The following is a 26,336-nucleotide window of genomic DNA, read 5'->3' on the forward strand; positions in this document are numbered from 1 at the left end:
TTTCGATGTAAAAAACAAAAACGCACCCAACGGAATGAAGGATGCGTTTTTGAATCGTGATTTTTTTAAAACTTATTTGATACTTGCTTTAAAGTATTCTCTGTTCATACGAGCAATATTCTCAAGCGAAATACCTTTTGGACATTCGATCTCACAGGCTCCTGTATTGGTACAGTTTCCAAATCCTTCATGGTCCATTTGCTCTACCATGTTTAGTACACGCTCGGCTGCTTCAACTTTACCTTGTGGTAATAAGGCAAACTGGGAAACTTTGGCCGATACGAATAGCATAGCAGATGAATTTTTACAAGTTGCCACACAAGCACCGCATCCGATACAAGTTGCCGCGTCAAAAGCTCTGTCGGCATCGTGTTTTGGAATTGGAATAGCATTGGCATCCTGTGTATTTCCGGAAGTATTTACCGAAATAAATCCACCAGCGTGCTGGATTCTGTCGAAAGCACTTCGGTCTACTACTAAATCTTTAATTACCGGGAATGCTTTGGCACGGAATGGTTCGATAAAAATCGTATCACCATCTTTGAACATACGCATGTGTAACTGACATGTTGTTACACCTCTGTCCGGTCCGTGAGCTTCTCCGTTGATATAAAGGGAACACATTCCGCAGATTCCTTCACGACAATCGTGGTCGAATGCTACCGGTTCGTCTCCTTTTTCAACTAATCCATCGTTTAATACATCTAACATTTCAAGGAAAGACATATCCGGTGACACATCGCTGATTTTATAATCAACTAATTGTCCTTTATCTTGAGCGTTTTTCTGACGCCATATTTTTAACGTTAAATTCATAACTTTAAGTATTAAGTATTAAGAGGATCCCTTAACACATTACATTATTTGTAACTTCTTTGTACCAGTTTCACATTTTCGAATTTCAGCTCTTCTTTGTGTAATACGGCTTCTCTTGGATCTCCTTTGTATTCCCAGGCAGCTACGTATGCAAAGTTAATGTCATCACGTTGTGCTTCTCCTTCTTCGGTTTGATATTCTTCTCTGAAGTGTCCACCACATGATTCGTTTCGATGTAAAGCATCTTTCGCGAATAATTCTCCTAATTCAAGGAAATCGGCTACACGTAATGCTTTTTCCAGTTCCTGGTTGAATCCGTTAACATCACCTGGTACACGAACGTCTCTGTAGAATTCTTCACGGATAGCTTTGATTTCTTCCATCGCTTCTGATAATCCTTGAGCGTTACGCGCCATTCCTACTTTATCCCACATTACTTTTCCAAGTTTTCTATGGAAGTAGTCTACGGAATGTGTTCCGTTATTTTTACTTAATTTTTCAATCAGTTCTCTAACGTTTTTCTCTGCCTCGATAAACTCCGGTAAATCGGTTGAGATTTTTCCGGTACGGATATCTTTAGACAGATAATCTCCGATAGTGTACGGTAATACGAAATATCCGTCGGCAAGACCCTGCATCAAAGCAGACGCTCCCAATCGGTTCGCTCCGTGATCAGAGAAGTTGGCTTCACCAATAGCATAACAACCTTCGATAGTCGTCATCAGGTTATAATCTACCCAGATTCCACCCATAGTATAGTGAACCGCAGGATAGATCATCATTGGTGTTTCGTATGGATTATCGTCAACGATTTTCTCATACATCTGGAACAAGTTACCATATTTATTGGCTACTACTTCTGTTCCTAATTTTTTAACAAGAGCCGCATCCTCTGGATTTAAGTGTTTGATTTTTGCCTGCTCTTTTCCATAACGCTGGATCGCAGAGGCGAAATCAAGATAAACCGCTTCTCCTGTTTTGTTTACTCCGAAACCGGCATCACATCTTTCTTTTGCCGCACGCGATGCTACGTCACGTGGTACAAGGTTACCAAAAGATGGATAACGTCTTTCCAAATAGTAATCTCTATCTTCTTCAGCAAGATCCGTCGGTTTTAAACGACCTTCGCGGATTGCCTGTGCATCTTCTAATTTTTTAGGTACCCAGATACGACCATCATTACGCAATGACTCGGACATCAATGTTAATTTTGACTGGTGATCACCCGAAACCGGAATACAGGTTGGGTGAATTTGCGTATAACAAGGGTTTGCGAAATACGCTCCTTTTTTGTGGATTTTCCAGGCTGCCGTTACGTTACTTCCCATCGCATTTGTGGAAAGGAAGAATACGTTTCCATAACCTCCGGAAGCAATCACTACAGCGTGAGCCGAATGTCTTTCGATTTCTCCGGTAACCAGGTTACGGGCAATGATTCCTCTTGCTTTTCCATCAACGATTACAAGATCCAACATTTCGTGGCGGTTATACATTTGGATTTTTCCACGTCCGATCTGACGGTTCATCGCAGAATAAGCCCCCAATAATAACTGTTGTCCTGTTTGTCCTTTTGCATAGAACGTTCTCGATACCAAAGTTCCCCCGAAAGAACGGTTATCCAATAATCCGCCATATTCACGAGCCAAAGGCACACCCTGAGCCACACACTGGTCAATAATATTAGCCGAAACTTCCGCCAAACGGTGTACGTTTGCTTCACGGGCGCGGTAATCGCCTCCTTTTACCGTATCATAAAATAAACGGAAAGTTGAGTCACCATCTCCCTGATAGTTTTTTGCCGCATTGATACCCCCCTGTGCCGCAATCGAGTGCGCACGACGTGGAGAATCCTGAAAACAAAATGCTTTTACGTTATATCCTAATTCTGCTAAAGTTGCTGCAGCCGAACCACCTGCCAATCCGGTTCCAACGATAATTACATCGATGTTACGTTTGTTGGCCGGGTTCACTAAGTTTATATGATCTTTATAGTCTGTCCATTTCGTCGAAATAGGACCTTGAGGTATTTTAGAATCTAATGCCATAATCTTTATCTATTATAGGATTATTTAAAGAAGTGAATATATAAAGGAATAATAGCAAATAATAACGGTACAATAATTGCAAATCCTTTTCCGAAAACTTTGATCGCCGGGGTGTATTTAGGATTGTTCGCTCCTAACGACTGAAATGCACTGTTAAACCCGTGTAGTAAGTGGAACGCTAATACCGCCATCGAAAACACGTAGAAAATTGTGAATGCCAATCCCCATTTCGGATCTTTAAAGAATTCAATTGTAATCGTATGCAAATCTTTATATCCTTCTGCAAATTTCACTTTAAGTGGTTTTGTGTAGTAGAAATCACGTCCGTCAATAACGATATTTTCACCATCAACACTTTGTACCGGAATAAATTTATCCTGTCCCCATCCTGAAGTCAGGTAAAAATCCTGAGTCGCTCCCGGTTGTGCTTCAACCGTAATTTTTTGTAACGGCATCGTTGTAAAGTGCATTTTTGCCCAGAAGTTCACCATGTGCGTTGCAATGAAAATCAAAATCAATGTCCCTAAAACAGCCATATTCCTAGATGCCCAGGCACTGTTTGCTCCAGCATTGTTCTTCGCATAACCAATAGGCCTCGCTTTTTTGTTTTGAATAGTTAGAAGAATACCGTCGATCGCGTGGAAAAGGATCGAAATGTAGGTAACATAAGATAGAATTTTTACCGCTGGATTGGTTGTCATAAACAATGCATATTCGTTGAACTGCAATTGTGTACCGAACAATAACTGTAGATTACCTGCTAAGTGTCCCACCAAAAACAAGCATAAAAATAAACCCGTAAGAGCCATCCAGTATTTCTTTCCAATAGATGACTTTAAAAGTGCAGATTTCGCCATAGTGTTTGATTGTAATAGTTTTTAAAAAAATCAAACAAAAATAAGGCTATTTCAAATTAACCGCAACCCTTTCAGGCTTATTTATAATGAATTTAAAGTATTTATCCGATAGCACTGAGAAAAACATATTCTCATTTTTCTATCTTATTAAATTATAGCAGAATAACTTTTGGAGTTTTATTTCTGATAGGTCGGCAACAAACCTCTTAAGCCCATATCAATCACATTTTCCCCGGCCGATGGCTCGTATTTTCCATCCACATGGACTTCTTTCCACTCGAAACTGTTGTTTACGGACAGCGAAAGCGTCACTTCAACGTCGCGGGTTTCATTTCCGGTGATCACCAAAGGCGTAGCAAATTTACCGGTTACGACACACGATTTAGGCGGAATTGGAGACGTCGCATAAAGCGGATTCGGAACCGTGGTCGCTCCGGCTTCGGTCTGACCCGAAAACGGCATTCCGTTTACACTCAAAGCCCAATAACCCTGTTCGCGGTTTCCGTTTACCGGAAAACTGCTGTTCCCGATATGATGTGTGGTCAAATAGGTTTTAAAACCGACAAAACTAGCCAGCGTACCGGTATAATCGGTTCCCTGATGCAAAATATTGATATCGTAGTTTTGATACGAAAGCGATGTCCGTATCCATTCGTAGCTTCCTGTTGCTACCTGACTTAAGGGTATCGACAAAAAGATTTCGTTTTCACCAACAATTTTCGACTGACTGAAATCGATCGCTTTCGCCCCTCCTGCCATTGTTTCGGGCGCATGGTACAGTATCGTACCCATACCTAAGGCCGTATTAGCATTGGGCGCCAGTTCCATATAATGCGAACTGATTGCATTAAACGAAGGGGATTGTGCCGCATTACCCTCGGCAACAGCCACAGGTTGTCCCAAATTGTTCAATCTTGGCTGTGTCGCATCAAACTTAAATCGCATCACCAAGTGTGGCTCAGCATTTTTCACATCATCATTGTCATCACACGAAAAGAATGCGATGGCAAGTAGAAATACTAATATGATGCTTTTAAGTTTCATAGTCTGGATTAACACAATATTACCAACAAAAATCCTGCCAAGATTTTGTTAAATCAATAGGTCTTGGTTACATCTTCATCTACAACGAGAATATAGTCGGCTTTATTGTAGTGTTCCACCTCTAATAGTGAAATATTTTTTTGCGTAACCGTAGCAATGGTAATTATCTTACTTTCCGGATTAGCTTTCTTTAAATACCAATAGATTCCTTCGAAATTATCGCTATGATAGGTTCCGTTATAATGGATAAATATCGATTCCGGTTTTTGATTTTTTTGGATAAAATAGGCCATCGTAGCATCTTTAATCGCCTGTGCTTTTGGCAACTTATCACCACCATGACCCCCCATCATTTCGATCATCTTTACATAACCCGGTAATTGCGCATCATAGGCTATCGGCAATGGTGCGATCCAGGTTTTCTCTTCCGGTGTCAATGCTTCCAAAGACTCAAGTCCTTTTTTAAAAACCATACTGGCATAACGGCGCGGCACATTGGTAGCTACAAAATGTTTGTGATTTTCCTTCGCATAGTCTACCAATGGCTTGTAATCGGTTTTATGATTGTTCCAAAGTCTTGCCAGTGTATCAAATGCTTTTTGATCAATTTCACCACGCAAGTACTGATCCAATTGTTTTTGGTTGTCGGCTTCGATCATTTCGGCACCTAATACCACGTCTTTTTTTTCACCCAGATCTTTTGTCAGTTCCAGCTGTAACCAGTGTACCACCGAATTATCATGATGCTCACCAAATAAAACTACATCGTTTTTTTCAGCTGCTTTTAGCAGTTTGCTATAGGTTGACTTTTTTCCTTTTTTATCAAATAACTGATACGGCATTTTGTCCTGCGCCTGCAAAATTGTCACAAAAAACAGGAAGATAAAGAGGGATCGTATTTTTTTCATGGCAGAAAATTACCCATTATTATGAATTCTTCAAAATTTTAAATTGGCATTAACACCATTTCGACCTAAAATCTTTAAATTTGAAGTTCTATACTTAAATTTATTTCGTTATGAAATACCATCAGATTGACCGAAACCTTTTTATCAAAAACCGCAAGAAATTCACTGCGGCTATGAAACCAAACAGCATTGCCATTTTTAACTCCAACGATATCTATCCGGTTAGTGCCGACAGTACGCTTCCGTTTGCTCAGCACCGCGATATTTTCTATCTGTCGGGCGTAGATCAGGAAGAAAGTATTTTAGTGCTTTTCCCGGATGCTCCGTACGAACATCAGAAAGAAATGCTTTTCCTTAGAGAAACCAACGAACACATCGCTGTTTGGGAAGGTGAAAAACTTACCAAAGAACGCGCTTTAGAAGTGTCGGGTATCAAAACGGTGTATTGGTTACAGGATTTCAAAAAAGTGTTATACGAACTGATGACCTATGCCGATACGATATACATCAACACCAACGAACACTACCGCGCTTCTGTAGAAACGGAAACACGTGAGGCTCGTTTTATCAAATGGTGGAAAGAAACGTATCCGGCACATAAAGTAGAAAAGAGCAATCCTATTTTACAGCGCATTCGTTCGGTAAAAGAAAGCGAAGAACTGGATCTGATTCAACAGGCATGTAATATTACCGAAAAAGGATTCCGTCGTATTTTATCGTTTGTTAAACCAGGCGTTATGGAATATGAAGTGGAAGCCGAATTTGCACATGAGTTTTTACGAAACCGTTCCAAAGGTTTTGCCTATACACCAATTATCGCTTCGGGTAACAACGCGAACGTTTTACACTATATCGAAAACAACCAACAATGTAACGACGGTGATTTATTGTTATTGGACGTAGGTGCCGAATATGCCAACTATTCCAGCGATATGACCCGTACGATTCCGGTTTCGGGACGTTTCACCAAAAGACAACGCGAGGTTTATGACGCTGTATTACGCGTTAAAAACAAAGCTGCCAAAATGTTGGTTCCGGGTAATTTCTGGAAACAATACCATGTGGAAGTTGGCAAAATTATGACGTCTGAGTTATTGGGATTAGGTTTGCTTGACAAAGCGGATGTTCAAAACGAAAATCCGGAATGGCCGGCATATAAAAAATATTTTATGCACGGTACTTCACACCATATGGGATTAGATACACACGATTACGGTTTACTATACGAACCGATGCAGGCAAACATGGTTTTCACTATCGAACCAGGAATTTATATTCCGGCCGAAGGATTTGGAATCCGTATTGAAGACGATGTGGTGATCCAGGCTAATGGAGAACCATTTAATCTGATGCGCAATATTCCTATCGAGGCGGATGAAATCGAAAGCCTGATGCATTCGTAATACAATATCAAACGGATCATAAAAACGGTTTGTAGCTTTGGTTGCAAACCGTTTTCTTTTTCGGCCGTCTCGCTTTATTCTTTATTTTTGCAGTATCAAAATCGCTTACTTTGAAGTTTACCCTTTTTAAAAACGCCAGGATTGCCTATACGGATACCGGAAAAGGAACCGCATTGGTTTTTTTGCACGGTTTCCTTGAAAATGCCGGAATGTGGGATTTTTATACGGCTGAATTTTCTAAAAAATACCGCGTTATTACCATTGATCTTTTAGGGCATGGACAATCGGAATCGATTGGCTATATTCATAGTATGGAAGATATGGCTGATGCCGTTCAGACGGTTTTAAGCGAACTCCGGATTCGGAAGGCCGTTTTTATCGGGCATTCGATGGGTGGCTATGTGGCGCTGGCTTTTGCCGAACTATATCCGGATCACGTAAAAGGAATGGTACTTTTAAATTCGACTTCCAGAGCCGACAGTGACGAACGAAAACGCAACCGCGACCGGGCTATCGTTGCCGTTAAGCAGAGTTATACGAATTTTATTAAAATGTCGATCGCCAATCTTTTTAGCGAAGACAACCGCGACCGATTGACTGATGCAATCGAAACCGCCAAAACGGAAGCTTTAAAAACACCGTTACAAGGGATTATTGCCGCACTCGAAGGCATGAAAACCCGTAACGACCGGGAAGTGATTTTGCATTTTGCACCCTATCCGATTATGCTGATTCTCGGTAAAAAAGATCCGGTTTTAAATTATCAGGATAGTCTGGAGCAAATCGAAAATACCAACGTAAAACTGGTGACGTTTAACGACGGTCATATGAGTCATCTGGAAAATCGGGACGAACTGGTAAACGCGTTACGCGATTTTTTTAAAACCGTTTAATTATTTGATTTGTTCTTCGAAAGGAATTTCGGGATTCAAAATTTCGTTGATCAGTATAACAAGCTGCGTTCTGAAATCGGCAAGTATATCCGGGGTTACAATCGTTTCGTAGTCTTTTTCTACTTTTCTACCAAAAGGCATAAAGCCGCCACGCATGTTTTTAAACGATACAATTCCGACTTCCATTTCTAAGCCTGCTGTTTTTTCTTCATACATAAATGCATAACAAAGCAACTGTATGATTTTGTCGTTTTTGATATCTTCCGTTAACCCCGTCCACTCTTTTAACTGTACGTTGTTTTTTAAAACTTTTCCGGTTTTATAATCGACAATCCTGATTTTTCCGTTGCGCTGTTCGATCCGGTCGACATTTCCGGCAATTTTTACCGAAAACGGTAGCCGACTGTCTTCCAGTGTTCGTTCCAACGGCGTTTCCAAAGCGATTATTTTAACCGCATCACCGGCTTCCAGTTGACGCTTTTCCTCTTTTAAAAAATTGTATACATTCCGCTTGGCCACTTCAAATGCCAGAAGGTTTTTTCCTTTCGAAATTTCTCCTTCTTTATATACCAATCGGAATTGTTTTTCCACTTCCGAATCGGCCATCGCAAACAACCAATCCATATCGGTAAACGATAGGAATTTGCCAACATACGGCTTGTACAATTCTTCCAAAGTGGCGTGAATAATCGTTCCCAGTGTATTCAAAGCAATATTTTCCTCTACTTCTTCCACCTCCGAAATACGCAGAATTCGCTGGTTGTAAAACTGAATTGGATTCCGCATATAGGTCGTCAGTCCGGAAGGCGAAAATCCTTTTCCGGTTGCGATTTCTTTTAAACGCAGTATCACCCGATCCGATTTTGGTACCGCTACCGGTTCGTAGGCTTTGTCCGGTAAAAAGGCATTATAAATTTGATGCGACAAGTTATGAGCCGGTTGCTTTTCGATTTCCAATTGGGTTATAAATCGGCTTCGTTCACCTGCATCCAAACCTTCACTTTCCGTATTGTACAACAGATAGATGTTTTTGGCGCGCAACAGCAAATGATAAAAGTGATAACTATAAATCGCGTCTTTTTCTTTGTACGTAGGCAATCCCAATTCGCGTTTTACATCGTACGGAATAAACGAATTCATGGTTTTTCCGGCCGGAAATTTCCCTTCATTCATGGACGTTACGATTACAGTTTCGAAATCAAGAACACGACTTTCCAATACCCCCATGATCTGAAGTCCGGTTAGCGGTTCTCCTTCGAAGGAAACTTCCGCCAGATCGATCACTTGTTTGTACACCGTATAAAGCGTACTCACCGTATCCAGTTTCGGATGCGCTTCGTGGTAGTTGATCAACTTGTTAATGACTTTAAAAATCGAATACAAAAAGGTCTTTGACAACTTGTCTTCTTCCTTATCGTTATTTAAAAACGATTTGATTGTCAATATGATTTGTGACAATCGATCCAATACTTGTCCGACATCATTATTATCCCATTTTTCAAACAACAACTGGAACAATGCGGAGGGTTTTTCCTGGATTTCAAAAAGCTTTTTATACGTTAAAAACGTGATATTATTTCTATTGATCACCTGAACCAGTGATCCGGCTTTCACATAGGGCTCCACCAATGGATGCGTGAGTATATCCAACACTTCCTTATAATAGAAAACGTAACTTTTTTCGTTTCGCTGAACAGCATTGGTATGAAGTTTAAACAGCTTATTGATCAGGATCTGAGCCGGGTTATTTTTACTATTATACCCCATGGTGATATTGAGGCTTTCCACTGATGACGGTAAAGCATAAAGCACCGGAATCAACAAATTTTCTTCCCCTAAAACCAAAGCAACCTTGTCCAGACTTTCGGTTTCAAGCTGAATTTCTTCTATTAATTTTCCGGCTATTTTAGCCTGTCCTACGGTTTTAGGTGTTCCGATGATCCGGATATTTTTTTCCTGACTAAAATCGCTTACAATCCATTCAAAAGGCTGGGTAGTATATTGTTTCCATTCTTTTTTAAATCGGCGTACAAACAAACCGGCATCGTGAAATGAATCATTTAAAAAAGCAGCATCGATGTCCCAATAGACTTTCGCCTGATCATTAAACAATAAATGCTGTATGATTTTTTCTTCGGCCTGATTTAAGGCATTAAAGCCGGCAAAAATGAGTTTTTTAGATCCGAGCGCTTCCGAAAAATGATTCAGGTTTTCTACCGCTTCCCGATAAATTAATCCCTGATATCCAATTCCTTTCCGCAATAAATGATCATACAACGATTCGTAGTATAACGGTAAAAGCTTCCAGAATTCCAGGTAATTTTCAATCATCGTGGTTCTTTTCTCCAGATCCAACGACCAGTGTTTGATATCTTCAATATCTTTTAGATATGAAAATATATGACTCGGTTTTAGCAGGTAGCGATCGATTTCATTAAAATCCTGTATCAGTGTTTTGGCCCAGTTGGCAAACAGTTCAAACGATTGTTGTTTTTCCGGTGGTGTTACTTCGAGGTAGACGTCGTAGAATTCAAATAACAATTCGATGTTATCACAGGTTCGTATTCCCGCAACATCCTGAATAAAATCTTCGATACTGACGATTTCCGGTGCAAATAAGGTACCCGGCAATTGCTTTTTCAAGGCTTCTATCAGGAAAATACGGGCTCGTTTGTTGGGAAGGATGATCACTATATTAGAGATAGTATCCTGATACTGATCGATAATCGCACTACTGAGTTTGTCTAAAAAGGAAAACGTTGCCATAGTATAAAAATAAAAAAACGCCCCGATAAACGGGGCGTTTTCCATATTTATTTGTGTGGGAAATTATTTGATTAATTTAACCTCAACACGTCTGTTGTTTGCTTTACCTTTCGCTGTTTTGTTTGTATCGATTGGTTTAGACTCACCATATCCGATTGAAGACAATCTATCGGAGTCAATTCCGTTTTCGATTAAATAATCTTTAACAGCTTTAGCTCTGTCTTCAGATAATTTTTGGTTGAATGCATCTTTACCATCGCTATCTGTGTGTCCTTCGATGCTGAATCTAGAGTTTGGATACTCTTTTAAGATTGCAGTGATTGACTGTAACACAGGGAAAGTTTGTTTTTGGAAAGAAGCTTTACCAGAGTTGAACAAGATCGTTTTAGCGTAAGCATTTAATTTTTTGATAGTCTCGTCAGAAACTTCAGGACATCCGTTGTTAGCAACAGTTCCTTTTACATCTGGACATTTATCATCTTTATCAGCTACACCGTCACCATCTCTATCTGGCCAAGGACAACCACCGTTTTCTTTAGGACCTTTTACAGTAGGACATTTGTCTACGTTATCTGGCACACCATCACCGTCTGTATCAGGACATCCGTTGAATTGTTTTGGACCAGCTACTTCAGGACAAGCATCGTCTTTATCAGGAATTCCGTCTCCGTCTGTATCAGGACAACCCTGGAATTCTTTAGGACCAGCTACATCTGGACAAGCGTCATCTTTATCTGGAATTCCGTCTCCGTCTGTATCAGGACAACCCTGGAATTCTTTTAAACCAGGTACATCCGGACAAGCGTCATCTTTATCATAGATTCCGTCTCCGTCTGTATCTTTACCTCCAAATTTGAAAGTAATACCCGCGAAGTGTTGCATGTGAGAAGGAACGTCTACTGACGGATCTCTTGTCTCATCAAATGAATGTTTGTAAGTTGAACGGAACGATAAACCTACGTTTTCAGAGAACCAGAAAGTTAATCCTAAACCTCCGTTAACGGTTCCTGTACTAGCATCACCAAAGAAAGTATAACCTCCACCGATGTGTGCAGACGGATCAATAACTTTAGATCCGATAAGGTTCATGAAGCTATAGTTAATAACCCCATCAATTCCGTAGTAAGATAAATCTCCAGGATTCACCACATTGTAATCACCAGGAACTGTAACTCTTGGCTCAACAAATTTAGTGATTTTGTTTACCGATCCCGTTACGCCAAAAGAGAAGTTATCTCCAATGTGTCTGGAAACGTTAACAAAAGATACTGATGGAATAATGTTCCAGTTGGCTTTTGCGTTAAAATACTGTGAAAACTGGTCTTCTAATTTCTTGCTAGCACTGAATCTAGTGTCTACAGCATTCGCACCAATAGTAATAGCCCAAGGGTTATTGCTATCCTGAGCCTGCGAACTTAGACCCGCAAACATCAATGCTGCTACGAATAATTTGTTTAGATGTCTCATACTTTTTTTATTTAATTACAATACGTTATAATTACAGCAAAAGTAAGATGTAAAATATTAACTACAAAGCAATTTGTTAAAAAATTCGCTTTTTCTTACTAAAAACTTCTTATTGAATTACTCCCAATGCCTTTCCGACCTCTGTAAATGCACTTATCGCCTTGTCTAAGTGCGCTTTAGAATGACCTGCAGACAATTGTACTCTAATTCTTGCTTTATCTTTTGGAACCACCGGGAAAAAGAAGCCGATTACATAGATTCCTTTTTTAAGTAATTCATCTGCCATTACTTGCGAAAGTTTTGCATCATAAAGCATTACCGGCACAATTGCTGAGTCGCCATCGATGATATCAAATCCGGCCGCTTTCATTCCTGCTTTAAAATAGTTCGTATTCCACTCCAGTTTGTCGCGCAATGTAGTATCTTTTTCCAACAATTCAAAAACTTTAATCGACGCGCCCACGATAGACGGTGCCAATGAATTTGAAAACAAATACGGTCTTGAACGTTGTCTTAAAATTTCGATTATTTCTTTTTTGGCCGTTGTATAACCACCCATAGCGCCACCTAAGGCTTTCCCTAATGTTCCGGTTATAATATCCACACGCCCCATTACATTTTTAGCTTCCAACGTACCTTTTCCGGTCGCTCCGATAAATCCGGCCGCATGACATTCGTCTACCATCACCATCGCATCGTATTTGTCGGCTAAATCGCAGATTTTATCCAATGGCGCTACCAAACCGTCCATCGAAAAAACACCGTCGGTTACAATCAGTTTAAAGCGTCTTCCTTCTGCATTTGCTTTGATTAACTGCTGTTCCAAATCGGCCATATTGTTGTTTTCATAACGGTAACGGGCCGCCTTACACAAACGCACACCATCGATAATCGAAGCGTGGTTTAAACTATCCGAAATGATCGCGTCTTCTTCTCCCAATAGCGGCTCAAAAACACCTCCATTGGCATCAAAAGCAGCCGCATACAGTATCGTATCTTCCGTACCATAGAAATCGGCAATTTTTCGCTCTAATGTTTTGTGAATATCCTGCGTACCACAGATAAAACGAACGGACGACATTCCGAATCCGTGTGTATCCAAAGCATCTTTTGCCGCCTGAACCACTTCCGGATGCGATGACAATCCGAGGTAGTTGTTCGCACAAAAATTTAACACGGTTTCTCCGGTCGAAATGGTGATTTCCGCACCTTGTGGCGACGTGATAATGCGTTCTTTTTTAAACAATCCGTTATCCTGAATGGCATTTAATTCGTTTTGTAAATGCTCTTTGATTTTTCCGTACATGATATGCTGTTTATTCGGTTATTATTATTCCGGTTACAAATGTATTACATTTAACGTTTCGCCTATATACACCAGTGTTTTTTTCGCAACCTCAAATCCCATTTCCTGTAAAGCCAATTCATATTCCTCCAGCTGACGGGCGTATTTGGCCTGATGTGCTCCGGTTTTATAATCCAGCAAATAGGCTGTTTTCCCGCGTATAACCACGCGATCAGGTTTAATGGTTCTACTGTCTTTTTTAATGATACTTTGTTCGTTGTAAACCGCATCAGCTTCTTCGAAAAACAGCCCCAGCTCTTCGTGATCTACAATCGTATGCAACGTCTGTTCGACGGTTTCTTTTTGCATCCGGACAATCAATCCGGTTTCCTGTGCTTTGATCAACGCCAGCGGAATGTCGTTTTTGGTTTTGATAAACGATAGTATTTCGTGTAGTATATTTCCAAATTCAATTGCTTTTTCCTGTGTCGTTCCCCACATCAATGCTTCCCGTTGAGCAATCTTAATCGCTTTCGGATTTAACTTTTCGTTTACTTCCACGATTAGCTGCTGTGTATCGGTATAACTTCCTCCCACCGATTGCCGGTTCGGTTCTCCGAATTCAAACACCATGCTATCCTCATTATAAACACCCTGAAAATCGAGGTATTTGATAAAGAACGACGACATGTTATTTTGCAGTTCCCCTTTACTGCTCACATTCCGCCCGGAAATAATATACAGCTGTTCCTCGGCACGGGTTAACGCCACATACAACACATTGATGTTATCCAGAATGTCCTGCTGACTTTTTTCTTCATAGACTTCGGCGGCTTTTCCACCGTATTCCGATACTTCTTTTTTGGCATCGACCAAGGCTCTGGAAATCGCAAATTCGTCTTCTTCCATTTCGAGCCACATCTTATTCCGCGGTGCGGCCGCATAGTTTTCTTCCGCAAACGGAAAAATCACCACCGGAAATTCCAACCCCTTGGATTTATGAATCGTCATGATACGAACCGCATTGTTCCCTTCGGGCGACGGAATACTAAATTTGGATCCGTTTTTTTCCCAGTAATCGAGAAAATCCGCAATCCCGTACTGGGTTCGCACGTCTCGTTCCAATACCAGATCCAAAAAGTACTGCACGTAGGAAATCGTACTTTTTTCTTTTATAAAAACGGCGATTATAATTTCGACCGTTTCATAGAGCGATTTTTTCCGACACTCATCAAATGAAATTTCGATGCCGAGTTCCCGCAGCCAACTTTCCAATGCGACTTCTGTTTCCTGCTGCATCCCCTGTTCGATACAATCGTGAATCTGCAACTGGTTTTGACGATAGCGCGCTACAAAATACAAAAAGGCCGCTTTAGCTTCTTTGTCGTTGTTGTTTTTCAGATACCGCAGCACGTTTAAAATCAGTCGTACTTCGGTGGCATTTTCGATCAGCAGCGTTTCAGACGATAATATCTTGATCCCGTTTTCCGTCAGGTAATTGGCCAACGCCACACCCGACGATCGTTTTCGCGTAAGCAACACAATGTCTTTATAGGCATAGCCTTTTGCAGCAACCTCATATATCGTTTTTAAGGTCGCTTTCAGATACAATTGTTCCTTGTCGTTGGTTTCTTCTCCGTCTTCATCGCTTACTTCGGTCACTTCGGGAATAAATGAGATATTGACATAGCCGCCTATTTTGGAATTGTTTTCCTGGCGACTGTGATTGCGATACAAATCCTGGTAATCTTCGTTTGAAAATTCATCGGCCAACATCGCAAAAAAAGCGTTGTTAAACTGAATGATTTCCGAGTAGCTTCTGTAGTTTTTCTCCAGTCGGACGAGCTTTTTATCCGGGTTTGAAAACGGATTATGGCATTTGCTCAGCGCAATAAACTGTTCTGCTTTTCCACCGCGCCAACGGTAAATGGACTGTTTCGGATCACCTACAATCATTAGCGATCCGCGTACACCCGACAAATCTTCACTGGCCAGTGCATTGTCGATTAGCGGAATCAGATTATGCCACTGCATTTCGGACGTGTCCTGAAATTCGTCGATAAAAAAGTGACGGTAGCGTTCACCCAGACGTTCGTAAATAAACGGCGCCGGCTGGTTTTGAATTTCTTTATAAATGATCGCGTTAAACTCCGAAATCGACAGTATGTTTTGCTCTTTCTGAATCCGTTCCAACTCCTGACTAATCGAGTTTAACAACGACAATGGCGTTATGTTTTTTAAGAAAGCCGTATAAAAATTCTTTTTTTCGTAATTTTTATAGACCGCACCCAAAATAGCAATCAACTCTCCGGAAATCGACTCGATTACATCCTTATCTTTTGCTGTTTTATTAACCGCGATATCATCGATCTCCCGAAACTTTTTATGCGAACTTTTTAATTCGCCTTTCTGAATATACCCCAAATGATTGGGAAACGTTCCGCGGGAAAATGATTTGAGATCGATTCCTTTACTTTCGATCAGCGCCATGGCTTCATCTGCTTTTGCAACACTATCCGCATCGAGATGCGACACGGCTTCTTTTAGTTTAGCTTTAACCTCCAGAAACTCCCCGATCGATTTATCCTCGAAATTATGAATCTCGTTCCGGTTGTTTTCATTGAGTAATAATCGCCCTACATCCAACAATTCGCCGGTCACATCCCAACTTCTGTCGTTATCGGTTTTATCCACCGAAAAATCGACCAATAGATTTGTCAGTTCGTTCTCCTCACCCGCTTTGGCCACTATGGCATCCACGGCTTCCATTAAAAGCGAATCGGTTTCGAGCGAAACATCAAAGGTTACCGGTAAATTCAGATCGTGTGCAAAAGCACGAATTACTTTATGAGTAAATTTATCAATCGTAGAAATATCGAAAGACGCATAATTATGGATAATATTTTTGATGATCGCTTTCGATTTGTCCTGAATTGTCGCCAGACTTAACCGCGTTTCCGCCGAAATGTCCTTCATCAACTCCAACGCTTTGTCATTGGTGTCGGGTTTTGAAAACTCCGACAAACCGTTTACAATCCGGGTTTTCATTTCCTCTACCGCTTTATTGGTAAAGGTTATGGCCAGAATTTTTTTATACGCATCATTCGAGTCGGCTGTCAACAAAATTTTAAGATACTCTTTTACAAGCGTATAGGTTTTTCCCGATCCGGCGGAAGCGTCATAAATTGAAAAAGCAGTTTTCTCCACAATTAAGAAATGTTTATATTGGCATTACCAATATCGGAATAGAAAATTACTATTTTTTATTCCAAAGTATAATTTATAATTTTGAATAAAATTAATACTAATCTTTAAATAAAAAGACTATGGCTTTCGAATTACCAAAACTTCCATATGCTTATGACGCCTTAGAGCCTCATATTGATGCCCGTACAATGGAGATTCACCATTCTAAACATCACAATGCTTATACTACGAATTTAAACGCTGCAATTGCCGGAACCGATTTAGAAGGCAAAACGATTGAAGAAATCCTTAACGGTCTTGATTTGTCTAAAGCAGCTGTTCGTAATAATGGTGGTGGTTTTTACAATCACAATTTATTCTGGGAAGTAATGTCGCCAAACGGTGGCGGATTACCAACTGGAGAATTAGCAGACGCGATCAACGCTTCTTTTGGTTCTTTTGACGAATTTAAAGCACAGTTTTCAAAAGCTGGCGCAACACAATTTGGTTCCGGATGGGCATGGCTATGTGTTCAGAAAGGTGGAAAACTGGATGTTTGTGGCACTCCAAATCAGGACAACCCGTTAATGCCCGGTATCGGATGTGGCGGAACTCCTATTTTAGGAATGGACGTTTGGGAACATGCTTACTATTTGCACTATCAAAACAGAAGACCGGATTATATTGAGGCGTTTTTCAATGTGATTAACTGGGCTGAAGTAGCAAAACGTTATGCAGCTGCAAAATAATCTAAAATAGCAACTACAAATAGCCCCGATGGTACTACTGTCGGGGTTTTTTATTGATCCTAAAATAAAAAGGTGGAATAGAATTCCACCCTTTTTGCCCCAAATCTACCATAAACTTAACCTACTAATGCTATGGTGATACAAATGTATTGTCAATGCTTTTTGCTATCAAAAAAATCAGATTATCTACTAATAAATTCGATAAAAAGCGTGTTTTTAACTACTTGTTAGTATGCGCGGGCGTCCTTACCTTCGTAAAAATTCATAAAAGCACGGTTCACTACGCGATTACCACCATTGGTTGGATAGTCACCTGTGAAATACCAATCCCCTAAATTTTTCGAACAAGCCGTGTGTAAATTCGCCACGGTCTGGAAAATGATTTTCACTTCAGCATTAACATCCGAAGAGGTTAGCATCTCAGCTATCTTATCCGAAATTTCCTGATCCGTAAACGGTGCATAAATTTCTTTTACATAGTTGACCACTTCACTATCCGGGAAGTTTTCCTGCGCTTTTGATTTTTGGTACACTTCGTCTACCAAATGGTATAGATTGCGTTCTTTTAACAACTCTAATGTCGCCTGAAAAGCGATTAAACCTTCCAACTTCGCCATGTCAATTCCGTAACAATCCGGATAACGGATTTGCGGTGCCGAAGAGACAATTACGATTTTCTTCGGGTGCAAACGATCCATCATCTTGATAATACTCTTTTTTAAGGTTGTTCCCCGTACAATACTATCATCGATGATCACCAGATTATCACTTGGTTTGATCACACCATAAGTTACATCGTATACGTGCGCTACCAAATCGTCGCGACTACTATCTTCGGTAATAAAGGTGCGGAGTTTCGCATCTTTAATCGCTACTTTTTCGGTTCGGAGTTTTACCGATAAAATCTCCTGTAATTTTTCGGCGGTCAACGCTTCTTTATTCGCTAAAATATCAGAAATCTTACGTTGGTTCAAAAAGTCCTGTGCGGCTTCAACCATTCCGTAAAAAGAGGTTTCTGCCGTATTTGGAATATACGAAAACACCGTATTATCGGTATCGTTTCCGATGGCTTCCAGAACCGCCGGCATGATCAATTTTCCTAATTCTTTACGTTCCTGATAAATTTCGGCATCACTTCCTCTGGAGAAATAAATTCTTTCGAACGAACAGGCTTTTAACGGTAAGGCTTCGCGAATTTGCTCGTCCAGTACGCGTCCGTCTTTTTTAACGATAATCGCATGTCCCGGTGTGATTTCACGGATAGCTTCAAACGGCACATTAAATACGGTTTGAATTACCGGTCTTTCGGATGCCACAACTACGATTTCGTCGTCCTGATAATAGAATGCCGGACGGATTCCAGCCGGATCACGGGTTACAAATGCATCGCCATGCCCTAAAAGTCCCGCCATAGCATAGCCACCGTCCCAGTTTTTGGACGCGCGTCGTAAAATACGGGCAATGTCCAAACGTTCTGCAATTTCCGGTGACGCTTCTCTTTTACTTAATCCTTCGTTTTTACATTGCTGGTACAAATCGGTTACTTCATCATCCAAAAAGTGTCCGATTTTTTCCATTACAGTAACAGTATCGGCCATTTCTTTTGGATGTTGTCCCAATCGAACCAAATCGTCGAACAATTCTTTAACATTGGTCATGTTAAAATTTCCGGCTACAATCAGGTTGCGATGCATCCAGTTGTTCTGACGTAAAAACGGGTGCACACTTTCGATACTGTTTTTACCAAAAGTTCCATAGCGTACGTGTCCTAAAAACAATTCTCCGATATATGGAATTTCCTGTTTTTGCAAATCCACGTTGTCGTTATACTCCGGATGCGCGGTCAATTCTTCGTTAATACGCTGATTGATTTGCGCAAAAATATCCTGAATCGGCTGCGACTGATTGGAACGGATTCTGCTAATGTAGCGCTCTCCCGGTTCCACATCCAGTTTAATACTTGCCAAACCGGCTCCATCCTGTCCTCTGTTATGTTGCTTCTCCATTAAGAGATACATTTTCTGTATTCCGTAGAATGCAGAACCATATTTTTCTTTATAAAAGGATAATGGTTTTTTTAATCGTAAAAGGGCAATGCCACACTCGTGTTTTATTGCGTCACTCATAGTTGTTGTGTTGTTGTTGTGTATTAATAAAAAAAGCCCCGTTTCGAGGCTTCGGATGTTTCCGTTAATCTTGTAATGCGATGTCGAACTGTGTCAACGCTTTAAACTGTTGTAGTCGGGATAGTACTTCGTGTTTTTCCAAACGCTCCATACGTTGTGTTCCGAATTCTTCTACACAGAACGAAGCTAAATTCGAACCGTATACAATTGCATTTTTCATATTGCCAAACGAAATGTTTTCGCTTTGTGCAATAAATCCTGAGAATCCACCTGCGAAAGTATCTCCGGCTCCGGTCGGATCAAAAACTTCCTCCAGCGGTAAAGCCGGCGCAAAGAAAACGTCTTTATCATGGAACAATAACGCGCCGTGTTCTCCTTTTTTGATCACTACATATTTTGGTCCCATTGTATGGATTTTGGCAGCCGCTTTAACCAAGGAATATTCTCCTGATAACTGACGCGCTTCCTCATCGTTAATGGTAATTACATCTACTCGTTTCATTACGTCCAGTAATTCCGGTAGTGCACAATCCATCCAGAAATTCATGGTATCCAATACCACCAACTTCGGACGTGTTGTCATCTGATCCAGAACACTGCTTTGTACAATTGGGTGCAGGTTTCCTAACATCACCACATCGGCATCGGTATAATCGGCCGGTACTTTCGGTTGGAAATCAGCCAGTACATTTAATTGGGTATCTAAGGTATCTCTGGAATTCAAATCGTTATGGTAACGTCCGCTCCAAAAGAACGTTTTTCCACCTTTAACCACTTCTACTCCCGAAATATCGATGTTTTTATTTCGAAGCAAGTCCAAATACGCTTCCGGAAAATCTTCCCCTACTACAGAAACGATAGCTGATTTTATATTAAAAAATGAAGCCGACAATCCGATATACGTTGCCGCTCCACCTAGAATCTTGTCAGTTTTTCCGAATGGCGTTTCAATCGCATCAAACGCAACGGTACCTACAATTAATAGTTTGTTCATAAAACGTGTTGAAAATTAGGGTGCAAATATACTTCATAAGTTTCAGAGTTGCAACGGTTCAGCCTCACAAAGTAATCGTAAAGTTTTACAAAACTGTGCTTAGTCGTGCTGCACTTTTTCGTAATAGGTATCTACCGAAAGTTTTTCCTGTTGCGAAGCCATGACCGCCAATTGATCACAACGCTCATTTTGAGGATGATTACTATGTCCTTTGATCCATCTGAAATCGACACGGTGCTTGCGGTATATCTTTAGAAAACGCATCCACAGGTCGGGATTTTTCTTACCGTCGAAGTTTTTCTTTTCCCATCCGAAGACCCATCCTTTTAAAACGGAATCGACCACATATTTGGAATCCGAAACTACCAAAACACTTGTTCCCTGTATTTTAAGTTTTTCCAAACCAACAATTACCGCCAGCAATTCCATTCGATTATTCGTTGTTAGCCGGAATCCTTCGTAAAATTCTTTTTTATACGGTTTACCAACCCATTCCAGGATTACACCATAACCGCCCGGGCCGGGATTTCCTTTGGCTGCGCCGTCTGTATATATATGTACTTCGTGAGAATTCAAATTATGCTTTTAATAGGTTTTCAATTACTGTCGGAAAATGTTCGTGTTCCAGTTCGTGAACTTTGGCCGCGATGGCTTCTGGTGTGGTACAATCTTCCACCGATACGGTTGCCTGAAACACAATACCGCCTTCGTCATAGTGTTCGTTTACATAATGTATGGTAATTCCGGTTTCTTTTTCGCCATTTTCGAGTATGGCACGGTGTACATTCATTCCATACATTCCTTTTCCACCATATTTTGGCAATAAGGCCGGATGAATGTTAATTATTTTCCCCGGATAATGTTCGATAATCGATTCCGGAAACTTCCAAAGGAAACCTGCCAAAACGATTAAATTGGGATCGATCGCGTCAATTTTTGCCAAAACCGTACCGTCGGAAAGCGCATTTTTGTCGAAAACAACAGTCGAAATTCCTAAATTTTGGGATTTCTCCAACACTTTTGCGTCCGGTTTGTTCGAAAAAACAGCCGAAACAACCCCTGAATTACTATTTTTAAAGTGTAAAATTATTTTTTCTGCATTGCTTCCCGAACCCGAGGCAAATATGACGATCTTTCTCATTTATCCTTTGTTTTTCAGACCGCAAAAAAAAGAATAATAAATGATATTAAACAGTTTTTGAGAGCCTTTTCAAATTAATTTTTTATTTTCGTAGCTACATTTATTAACTAAAATGTTGTTTTAAAATAAAGTTTTTTATTTTTGCCAACAAATTAAATTTTAAAATTAAAGATTATGTCAGACATTGCATCAAGAGTAAAAGCGATTATCGTAGACAAATTAGGTGTTGACGAAAACGAAGTTGTAACGGAAGCAAGCTTCACTAACGATTTAGGAGCTGATTCATTAGACACTGTTGAGCTTATTATGGAGTTCGAAAAAGAATTCGATATTCAAATTCCAGATGACCAAGCTGAAAACATTTCTACTGTTGGCCAAGCTATCTCTTACATAGAAGAAGCTAAAAAATAATAACCTCATTAATCCCATGTATTCCGGTTTTACTGTGAATACATGGGTGTTATTATTTTTCAACGGTATTTGGTTAAGAAATACAACTGATTGGTAACAATCATTAAATATACTATCAAATTGCCCATGTTTCCTTTAGTTTATAAAAGAAAACAACATGGGTATTTTTGTTTAAATTGAAACTATAAAATTGAACGTATGAAATTAAGACGAGTTGTAGTAACAGGATTAGGTGCTCTTACTCCTATTGGAAACAATATTCAAGAATACTGGAATGGTCTTATTAACGGTGTAAGCGGAGCCGCTCCAATTACTTATTTTGATGCCTCCAACTTCAAAACACAATTTGCCTGCGAATTAAAAGGTTTTAATGTTGAGAATTTCATAGATCGTAAAGAAGCTCGAAAAATGGATCGCTATGCACAATATGCAATGGTGGCATCCGAAGAAGCCGTTAACGATGCGAATTTCAATTTTGATAAATTAGACAAAGACAGAGTAGGTGTGATCTGGGGATCCGGAATTGGCGGATTGGAAACGTTCCAACAGGAAGTGACCGATTTTGCGAGAGGTAATGGTATCCCGAAATTCAACCCGTTCTTTATCCCTAAAATGATTGCCGATATTGCAGGCGGTCATATTTCCATCAAATATGGTTTTAGAGGACCAAACTTTACTACGGTTTCGGCTTGTGCCTCTTCCACAAATGCGCTTATAGACGCCTTTAACTACATCCGTTTAGGACATGCCGATGTAATGGTTACCGGCGGATCTGAAGCAGCTGTAGCTATTGCCGGAATGGGTGGTTTTAACGCCATGCATGCCTTATCAACCCGAAATGATGACCCAAAAACGGCTTCCCGTCCGATGGACAAAGATCGTGAAGGTTTTGTTTTAGGTGAAGGTGCCGGTGCTTTGATATTGGAAGAATACGATCACGCAGTAGCCCGTGGCGCCCGAATCTATTGCGAAATAGGCGGCGGTGGTATGTCGGCCGATGCACATCACATTACGGCTCCGCATCCGGAAGGATTTGGTGCAAAAAATGTAATGTTAAACTGTTTACGCGATGCCGGTTTACAACCTACCGACGTAGACGGTGTGAATATGCACGGTACATCGACACCTCTTGGTGATATTGCCGAAAGTAAAGCAATCCAACACGTATTTGGTGAACATGCCTATACCCTAAACCTGAACGCTACCAAATCGATGACCGGTCACTTGTTAGGTGCTGCCGGAGCTATAGAAGCCATCGCTTCTATCCTTTCGATTGTACACGGAATCGTTCCGCCAACCATCAACCATTTTACAGACGATGAAAACATCGACAATAAATTGAATTTTACTTTTAACCAGGCTCAGAAAAGAGATATGAAAGTGGTTATGAGCAATACATTTGGTTTTGGTGGTCACAATGCTTGTGTACTTGTAAAAAAATTGGATCTGTAGTCTTGTAATGAGTATTATCAAAAAAATATTTTCAAATTCCCGCTCTAATGAAGACGGGATTTTTTTTGATGAAGTTTCTAAAATACTGGGATTCAAACCCCTAAACATGATTCATTACCGCAAGGCATTTACCCATCGTTCGATGAATAAATCTGATGATGAGGGCAATCCGATGAACTACGAACGGCTGGAATTTTTAGGCGATGCCATGCTGGGATCGGTAATTGCGGCACATTTGTTCAATAAAGTTCCAACCGGCGACGAAGGTTATCTGACCAAAATGCGGTCTAAAATTGTGAGTCGCGAACATTTGAACGAACTCGGCAAAGACCTGAACCTGATCCGACATGTGGAAAGCAAAGTATCGACACAGCACTTTGGCGAAAACATTCACGGCAATTTATTTGAAGCCTTAATCGGCGCTATTTATCTGGATCGCGGCTTTACCTATTGCGAGAAATTTATCCATAAAAAAGTGATCGTTCCGTATGTGGATATTGCCAAACTCGAAGGAAAAGTAATCAGCTACAAAAGCCTGCTTATCGAATGGTGTCAGAAAGAAAAACATACCTTCCAGTACGACGTTTTCGAAGATAACGGTAACGAAGGAATCAAATATTTTGGCGTAAAACTAAAGATCGACAATAAAATCATAGCCAAAGCCAGAGCTACTTCCAAGAAAAAGGCCGAGGAAAAAGCCTCACAACGCGCCTATTTCGCATTACAGGAAAAAATTAACAAAAAGTAAGTGCAGTCTTTGCTAAATTATCGTTAACAACCTTACTTTCCTGTTTTTTAAATCTTTAATGTAGTATCTTTACCCTTGGATTTTTTTCAAAGAATATGGCTATTCATAAACTACTGATTAACGATTTTATCTCCGAAGATTATGAATTGATTGCAATTCATTCGACTCTGGAAGACTATCGGTTAGCCTATTTTATCAACCAGAAGCTTCCCGTTACATTCGAAAAAAGCAGCAAGGATATCGGTATTCAGGTACCGGAAGGAAAAAGTCATTTTACCCGCTTTATTTTCGACGACGAAGCACATGAATTATTTTGGAATCTGATTCCAAATAAAACAACACTGGTTACCCGACAAACGAAAGCCACATCCCTTTTTGAGGAAACGGAATTTGATATCGCAACCAACATATACCTGTTGCCGGAACTCAAAAAAGTGGATTATATCATAAAAATTGAAAACACAGACGATTTTTTTGACCTGGACCAATTGATTGATCAGCTGTTGACAATCAAACAGATTACCACGGCCTATAAAATTGAACAAAACAAACTAAAATCGAAAAATAATTTAATTTTCTAATACCAATGCTGACAAGAAAAAAGACAAAAATCGTAGCGACACTTGGCCCTGCTTGTAGTACAAGAGAAATAATAAAAGAAATGATTGATACAGGAGTAAATGTCTTCCGAATTAATTTTTCTCACGCTGATTATACGGATGTTAAAGAACGTATCGATATTATTAGAGGACTAAACGATGAATTTGGTTATACCACTTCTATTCTTGCCGACCTGCAAGGCCCAAAACTTCGCGTCGGTGTCATGAAAGAAGACGTAGTAGTGAGTAAAGGTGATACCATTACGTTTACTACTGCAGAAGATATTCTGGGAACTGCCGAAAGGGTGTATATGAATTACAAAGAGTTTCCAAAAGATGTAAATCCCGGAGAGCGTATTCTTTTGGATGACGGAAAACTGATTTTTGAAGTACTGGAAACCGATAAAAACACTGAGGTAAAAACCGTGGTAATTCAAGGTGGTCCTTTGAAATCGAAAAAAGGAGTAAACCTCCCAAATACTAAAGTTTCATTACCGGCTTTAACGGAAAAAGACATCCGTGATGCAATTTTCGCTATCGAAAATCAAGTGGACTGGATTGCCTTATCGTTTGTCAGAACGCCAAAAGATCTGGAGGATCTTCAGGATCTAATTGCCAAACATTCCGATCATAAAATTCCGATTATCGCTAAAATTGAAAAACCAGAAGCGGTTGAAAATATTGATAAAATCGTTGCTTTTGCCGACGGACTAATGGTTGCCCGTGGGGATCTTGGCGTGGAAATTCCGGCTCAGGAGGTTCCGTTGATTCAGAAAAAACTGGTTCACCGTGCCAAAACAGCCCGTATTCCGGTTATTATCGCAACACAGATGATGGAAACGATGATCACCAGTTTAACACCAACCCGTGCCGAAGTTAACGACGTAGCCAACTCGGTTATGGATGGTGCCGATGCAGTGATGCTTTCCGGAGAAACTTCCGTAGGAAACTATCCGGTGCAAGTAATTGAAAAAATGACGCAGATTATCGAAAGTGTTGAAAATTCACCGCTAATCAAGGTTCCGCAAAATCCGCCATTAGTTCGAACCAAACGCTATATTACCAAATCGATCTGTTATCACGCCGCTTTAATGGCCAATGATATCGATGCAAAAGCGATTTCAACACTAACCAATAGTGGTTATACGGCCTTCCAGATTTCGGCCTGGCGTCCTCATTCTCACATTTTGGTATTTACGTCCAATAAAAAAATTGTGACCCAACTGGGTTTACTTTGGGGTGTTCATACGTTCTACTACGACAAATTGGTGAGTACCGATGATACCGTAGAAGACATCAACCGCATTTCAAAAGAAAAAGGATTTGTAAAAGAAGACGATATGATGATTAATCTGGCCGCCATGCCGGTAATTGACAAAGGGATGGTTAACACCCTGCGTATTTCTCAAATCAGCTAATCCATATGATTATAAAATAGTACAAACC

At 40.3% G+C, this 26,336-nt stretch carries 21 protein-coding genes; 8 read left to right on the forward strand and 13 right to left on the reverse strand.

Going from position 1 to position 26,336, the window contains the following annotated elements:
• Positions 1-72: 72 nt before the first annotated feature.
• The 5 genes from ABFU83_RS14215 to ABFU83_RS14235 all read right to left on the reverse strand — a co-directional run bounded on the left by ABFU83_RS14215 (position 73) and on the right by ABFU83_RS14235 (position 5,670).
• Positions 73-816 carry a succinate dehydrogenase/fumarate reductase iron-sulfur subunit gene (locus tag ABFU83_RS14215; protein ID WP_136403459.1) on the reverse strand — a complete coding sequence of 248 codons (744 nt, stop codon included), beginning with the start codon at positions 814-816 and terminating at the stop codon, positions 73-75.
• A gap of 44 nt (positions 817-860) precedes the next feature.
• Positions 861-2,861: a fumarate reductase/succinate dehydrogenase flavoprotein subunit gene (locus ABFU83_RS14220; protein WP_347066885.1), complete on the reverse strand. Its 2,001-nt coding sequence runs from the start codon at positions 2,859-2,861 to the stop codon at positions 861-863.
• Positions 2,862-2,881: 20 nt separating this feature from the next.
• Complete coding sequence (locus ABFU83_RS14225) at positions 2,882-3,718, reverse strand: succinate dehydrogenase cytochrome b subunit (RefSeq protein ID WP_300487549.1); 837 nt, start codon at positions 3,716-3,718, stop codon at positions 2,882-2,884.
• A gap of 177 nt (positions 3,719-3,895) precedes the next feature.
• Positions 3,896-4,762: a hypothetical protein gene (locus tag ABFU83_RS14230; RefSeq protein ID WP_347066887.1), complete on the reverse strand. Its 867-nt coding sequence runs from the start codon at positions 4,760-4,762 to the stop codon at positions 3,896-3,898.
• A gap of 53 nt (positions 4,763-4,815) precedes the next feature.
• Positions 4,816-5,670, reverse strand: coding sequence for a ChaN family lipoprotein (locus ABFU83_RS14235; RefSeq protein ID WP_347066889.1), 855 nt, complete (start codon positions 5,668-5,670; stop codon positions 4,816-4,818).
• A 110-nt stretch (positions 5,671-5,780) separates the two neighbouring features.
• Between ABFU83_RS14235 and ABFU83_RS14240 the strand changes: the two genes are divergently transcribed.
• On the forward strand, positions 5,781-7,073 hold the full coding sequence (locus ABFU83_RS14240; RefSeq protein WP_347066891.1) for an aminopeptidase P family protein: 1,293 nt from the start codon (positions 5,781-5,783) through the stop codon (positions 7,071-7,073).
• A 110-nt stretch (positions 7,074-7,183) separates the two neighbouring features.
• Complete coding sequence (locus tag ABFU83_RS14245) at positions 7,184-7,966, forward strand: alpha/beta hydrolase (protein ID WP_347066893.1); 783 nt, start codon at positions 7,184-7,186, stop codon at positions 7,964-7,966.
• On the opposite strand, the gene ABFU83_RS14250 is transcribed toward ABFU83_RS14245, so the two are convergent.
• The 4 genes from ABFU83_RS14250 to ABFU83_RS14265 all read right to left on the reverse strand — a co-directional run bounded on the left by ABFU83_RS14250 (position 7,967) and on the right by ABFU83_RS14265 (position 16,691).
• Complete coding sequence (locus ABFU83_RS14250) at positions 7,967-10,732, reverse strand: PD-(D/E)XK nuclease family protein (protein WP_347070224.1); 2,766 nt, start codon at positions 10,730-10,732, stop codon at positions 7,967-7,969.
• Between the two features lie 63 nt (positions 10,733-10,795).
• On the reverse strand, positions 10,796-12,199 hold the full coding sequence (locus ABFU83_RS14255; protein ID WP_347066895.1) for an OmpA family protein: 1,404 nt from the start codon (positions 12,197-12,199) through the stop codon (positions 10,796-10,798).
• A gap of 109 nt (positions 12,200-12,308) precedes the next feature.
• Positions 12,309-13,505: a glycine C-acetyltransferase gene (gene kbl / locus ABFU83_RS14260; RefSeq protein WP_347066896.1), complete on the reverse strand. Its 1,197-nt coding sequence runs from the start codon at positions 13,503-13,505 to the stop codon at positions 12,309-12,311.
• A 33-nt stretch (positions 13,506-13,538) separates the two neighbouring features.
• Positions 13,539-16,691: a UvrD-helicase domain-containing protein gene (locus ABFU83_RS14265; RefSeq protein ID WP_347066898.1), complete on the reverse strand. Its 3,153-nt coding sequence runs from the start codon at positions 16,689-16,691 to the stop codon at positions 13,539-13,541.
• Between the two features lie 119 nt (positions 16,692-16,810).
• On the opposite strand from ABFU83_RS14265, the gene ABFU83_RS14270 reads away from it, so the two are divergent.
• Entirely contained in the window at positions 16,811-17,419 is a 609-nt protein-coding gene (locus tag ABFU83_RS14270) for a superoxide dismutase (protein WP_347066900.1), read from the forward strand.
• Between the two features lie 227 nt (positions 17,420-17,646).
• On the opposite strand, the gene ABFU83_RS14275 is transcribed toward ABFU83_RS14270, so the two are convergent.
• From ABFU83_RS14275 to ABFU83_RS14290, 4 genes are all read right to left on the reverse strand, one after another.
• The gene (locus tag ABFU83_RS14275) at positions 17,647-19,545 is read right to left on the reverse strand and encodes an amidophosphoribosyltransferase (protein ID WP_347066902.1); all 1,899 of its coding nucleotides are present in this window, start codon (positions 19,543-19,545) and stop codon (positions 17,647-17,649) included.
• Between the two features lie 64 nt (positions 19,546-19,609).
• On the reverse strand, positions 19,610-20,539 hold the full coding sequence (locus ABFU83_RS14280) for a PfkB family carbohydrate kinase (protein ID WP_136403471.1): 930 nt from the start codon (positions 20,537-20,539) through the stop codon (positions 19,610-19,612).
• A gap of 99 nt (positions 20,540-20,638) precedes the next feature.
• Complete coding sequence (gene rnhA, locus ABFU83_RS14285) at positions 20,639-21,115, reverse strand: ribonuclease HI (RefSeq protein WP_347066904.1); 477 nt, start codon at positions 21,113-21,115, stop codon at positions 20,639-20,641.
• A gap of 1 nt (position 21,116) precedes the next feature.
• Positions 21,117-21,680, reverse strand: a complete 564-nt coding sequence (locus ABFU83_RS14290) for a phosphoribosylglycinamide formyltransferase (protein ID WP_347066906.1) — start codon at positions 21,678-21,680, stop codon at positions 21,117-21,119.
• Positions 21,681-21,854: 174 nt separating this feature from the next.
• Between ABFU83_RS14290 and ABFU83_RS14295 the strand changes: the two genes are divergently transcribed.
• The 5 genes from ABFU83_RS14295 to pyk all read left to right on the forward strand — a co-directional run bounded on the left by ABFU83_RS14295 (position 21,855) and on the right by pyk (position 26,308).
• Complete coding sequence (locus ABFU83_RS14295) at positions 21,855-22,091, forward strand: acyl carrier protein (RefSeq protein ID WP_019037482.1); 237 nt, start codon at positions 21,855-21,857, stop codon at positions 22,089-22,091.
• Between the two features lie 198 nt (positions 22,092-22,289).
• Positions 22,290-23,543, forward strand: coding sequence for a beta-ketoacyl-ACP synthase II (fabF, locus tag ABFU83_RS14300; RefSeq protein WP_347066908.1), 1,254 nt, complete (start codon positions 22,290-22,292; stop codon positions 23,541-23,543).
• Between the two features lie 7 nt (positions 23,544-23,550).
• Positions 23,551-24,291, forward strand: a complete 741-nt coding sequence (rnc, locus tag ABFU83_RS14305) for a ribonuclease III (protein WP_347066910.1) — start codon at positions 23,551-23,553, stop codon at positions 24,289-24,291.
• A 95-nt stretch (positions 24,292-24,386) separates the two neighbouring features.
• Positions 24,387-24,872, forward strand: a complete 486-nt coding sequence (locus ABFU83_RS14310) for an IPExxxVDY family protein (RefSeq protein ID WP_136403476.1) — start codon at positions 24,387-24,389, stop codon at positions 24,870-24,872.
• 5 nt (positions 24,873-24,877) lie between these two features.
• Complete coding sequence (pyk, locus tag ABFU83_RS14315) at positions 24,878-26,308, forward strand: pyruvate kinase (RefSeq protein WP_136403477.1); 1,431 nt, start codon at positions 24,878-24,880, stop codon at positions 26,306-26,308.
• Positions 26,309-26,336: the final 28 nt, after the last annotated feature.

The organism is Flavobacterium sp. WV_118_3 (assembly GCF_039778605.1).
Lineage (GTDB): Bacteria > Bacteroidota > Bacteroidia > Flavobacteriales > Flavobacteriaceae > Flavobacterium.

Bases quoted from the DNA above. Each gene is read 5' to 3' on its own strand.
- ABFU83_RS14215 (WP_136403459.1), bottom strand. From the start codon at position 816: ATGAATTTAACGTTAAAAATATGGCGTCAGAAAAACGCTCAAGATAAA.
- ABFU83_RS14220 (WP_347066885.1), bottom strand. From the start codon at position 2,861: ATGGCATTAGATTCTAAAATACCTCAAGGTCCTATTTCGACGAAATGG.
- ABFU83_RS14225 (WP_300487549.1), bottom strand. From the start codon at position 3,718: ATGGCGAAATCTGCACTTTTAAAGTCATCTATTGGAAAGAAATACTGG.
- ABFU83_RS14230 (WP_347066887.1), bottom strand. From the start codon at position 4,762: ATGAAACTTAAAAGCATCATATTAGTATTTCTACTTGCCATCGCATTC.
- ABFU83_RS14235 (WP_347066889.1), bottom strand. From the start codon at position 5,670: ATGAAAAAAATACGATCCCTCTTTATCTTCCTGTTTTTTGTGACAATT.
- ABFU83_RS14240 (WP_347066891.1), top strand. From the start codon at position 5,781: ATGAAATACCATCAGATTGACCGAAACCTTTTTATCAAAAACCGCAAG.
- ABFU83_RS14250 (WP_347070224.1), bottom strand. From the start codon at position 10,732: ATGGCAACGTTTTCCTTTTTAGACAAACTCAGTAGTGCGATTATCGAT.
- ABFU83_RS14255 (WP_347066895.1), bottom strand. From the start codon at position 12,199: ATGAGACATCTAAACAAATTATTCGTAGCAGCATTGATGTTTGCGGGT.
- kbl (WP_347066896.1), bottom strand. From the start codon at position 13,505: ATGTACGGAAAAATCAAAGAGCATTTACAAAACGAATTAAATGCCATT.
- ABFU83_RS14270 (WP_347066900.1), top strand. From the start codon at position 16,811: ATGGCTTTCGAATTACCAAAACTTCCATATGCTTATGACGCCTTAGAG.
- ABFU83_RS14275 (WP_347066902.1), bottom strand. From the start codon at position 19,545: ATGAGTGACGCAATAAAACACGAGTGTGGCATTGCCCTTTTACGATTA.
- ABFU83_RS14280 (WP_136403471.1), bottom strand. From the start codon at position 20,539: ATGAACAAACTATTAATTGTAGGTACCGTTGCGTTTGATGCGATTGAA.
- ABFU83_RS14290 (WP_347066906.1), bottom strand. From the start codon at position 21,680: ATGAGAAAGATCGTCATATTTGCCTCGGGTTCGGGAAGCAATGCAGAA.
- ABFU83_RS14295 (WP_019037482.1), top strand. From the start codon at position 21,855: ATGTCAGACATTGCATCAAGAGTAAAAGCGATTATCGTAGACAAATTA.
- fabF (WP_347066908.1), top strand. From the start codon at position 22,290: ATGAAATTAAGACGAGTTGTAGTAACAGGATTAGGTGCTCTTACTCCT.
- rnc (WP_347066910.1), top strand. From the start codon at position 23,551: ATGAGTATTATCAAAAAAATATTTTCAAATTCCCGCTCTAATGAAGAC.
- ABFU83_RS14310 (WP_136403476.1), top strand. From the start codon at position 24,387: ATGGCTATTCATAAACTACTGATTAACGATTTTATCTCCGAAGATTAT.
- pyk (WP_136403477.1), top strand. From the start codon at position 24,878: ATGCTGACAAGAAAAAAGACAAAAATCGTAGCGACACTTGGCCCTGCT.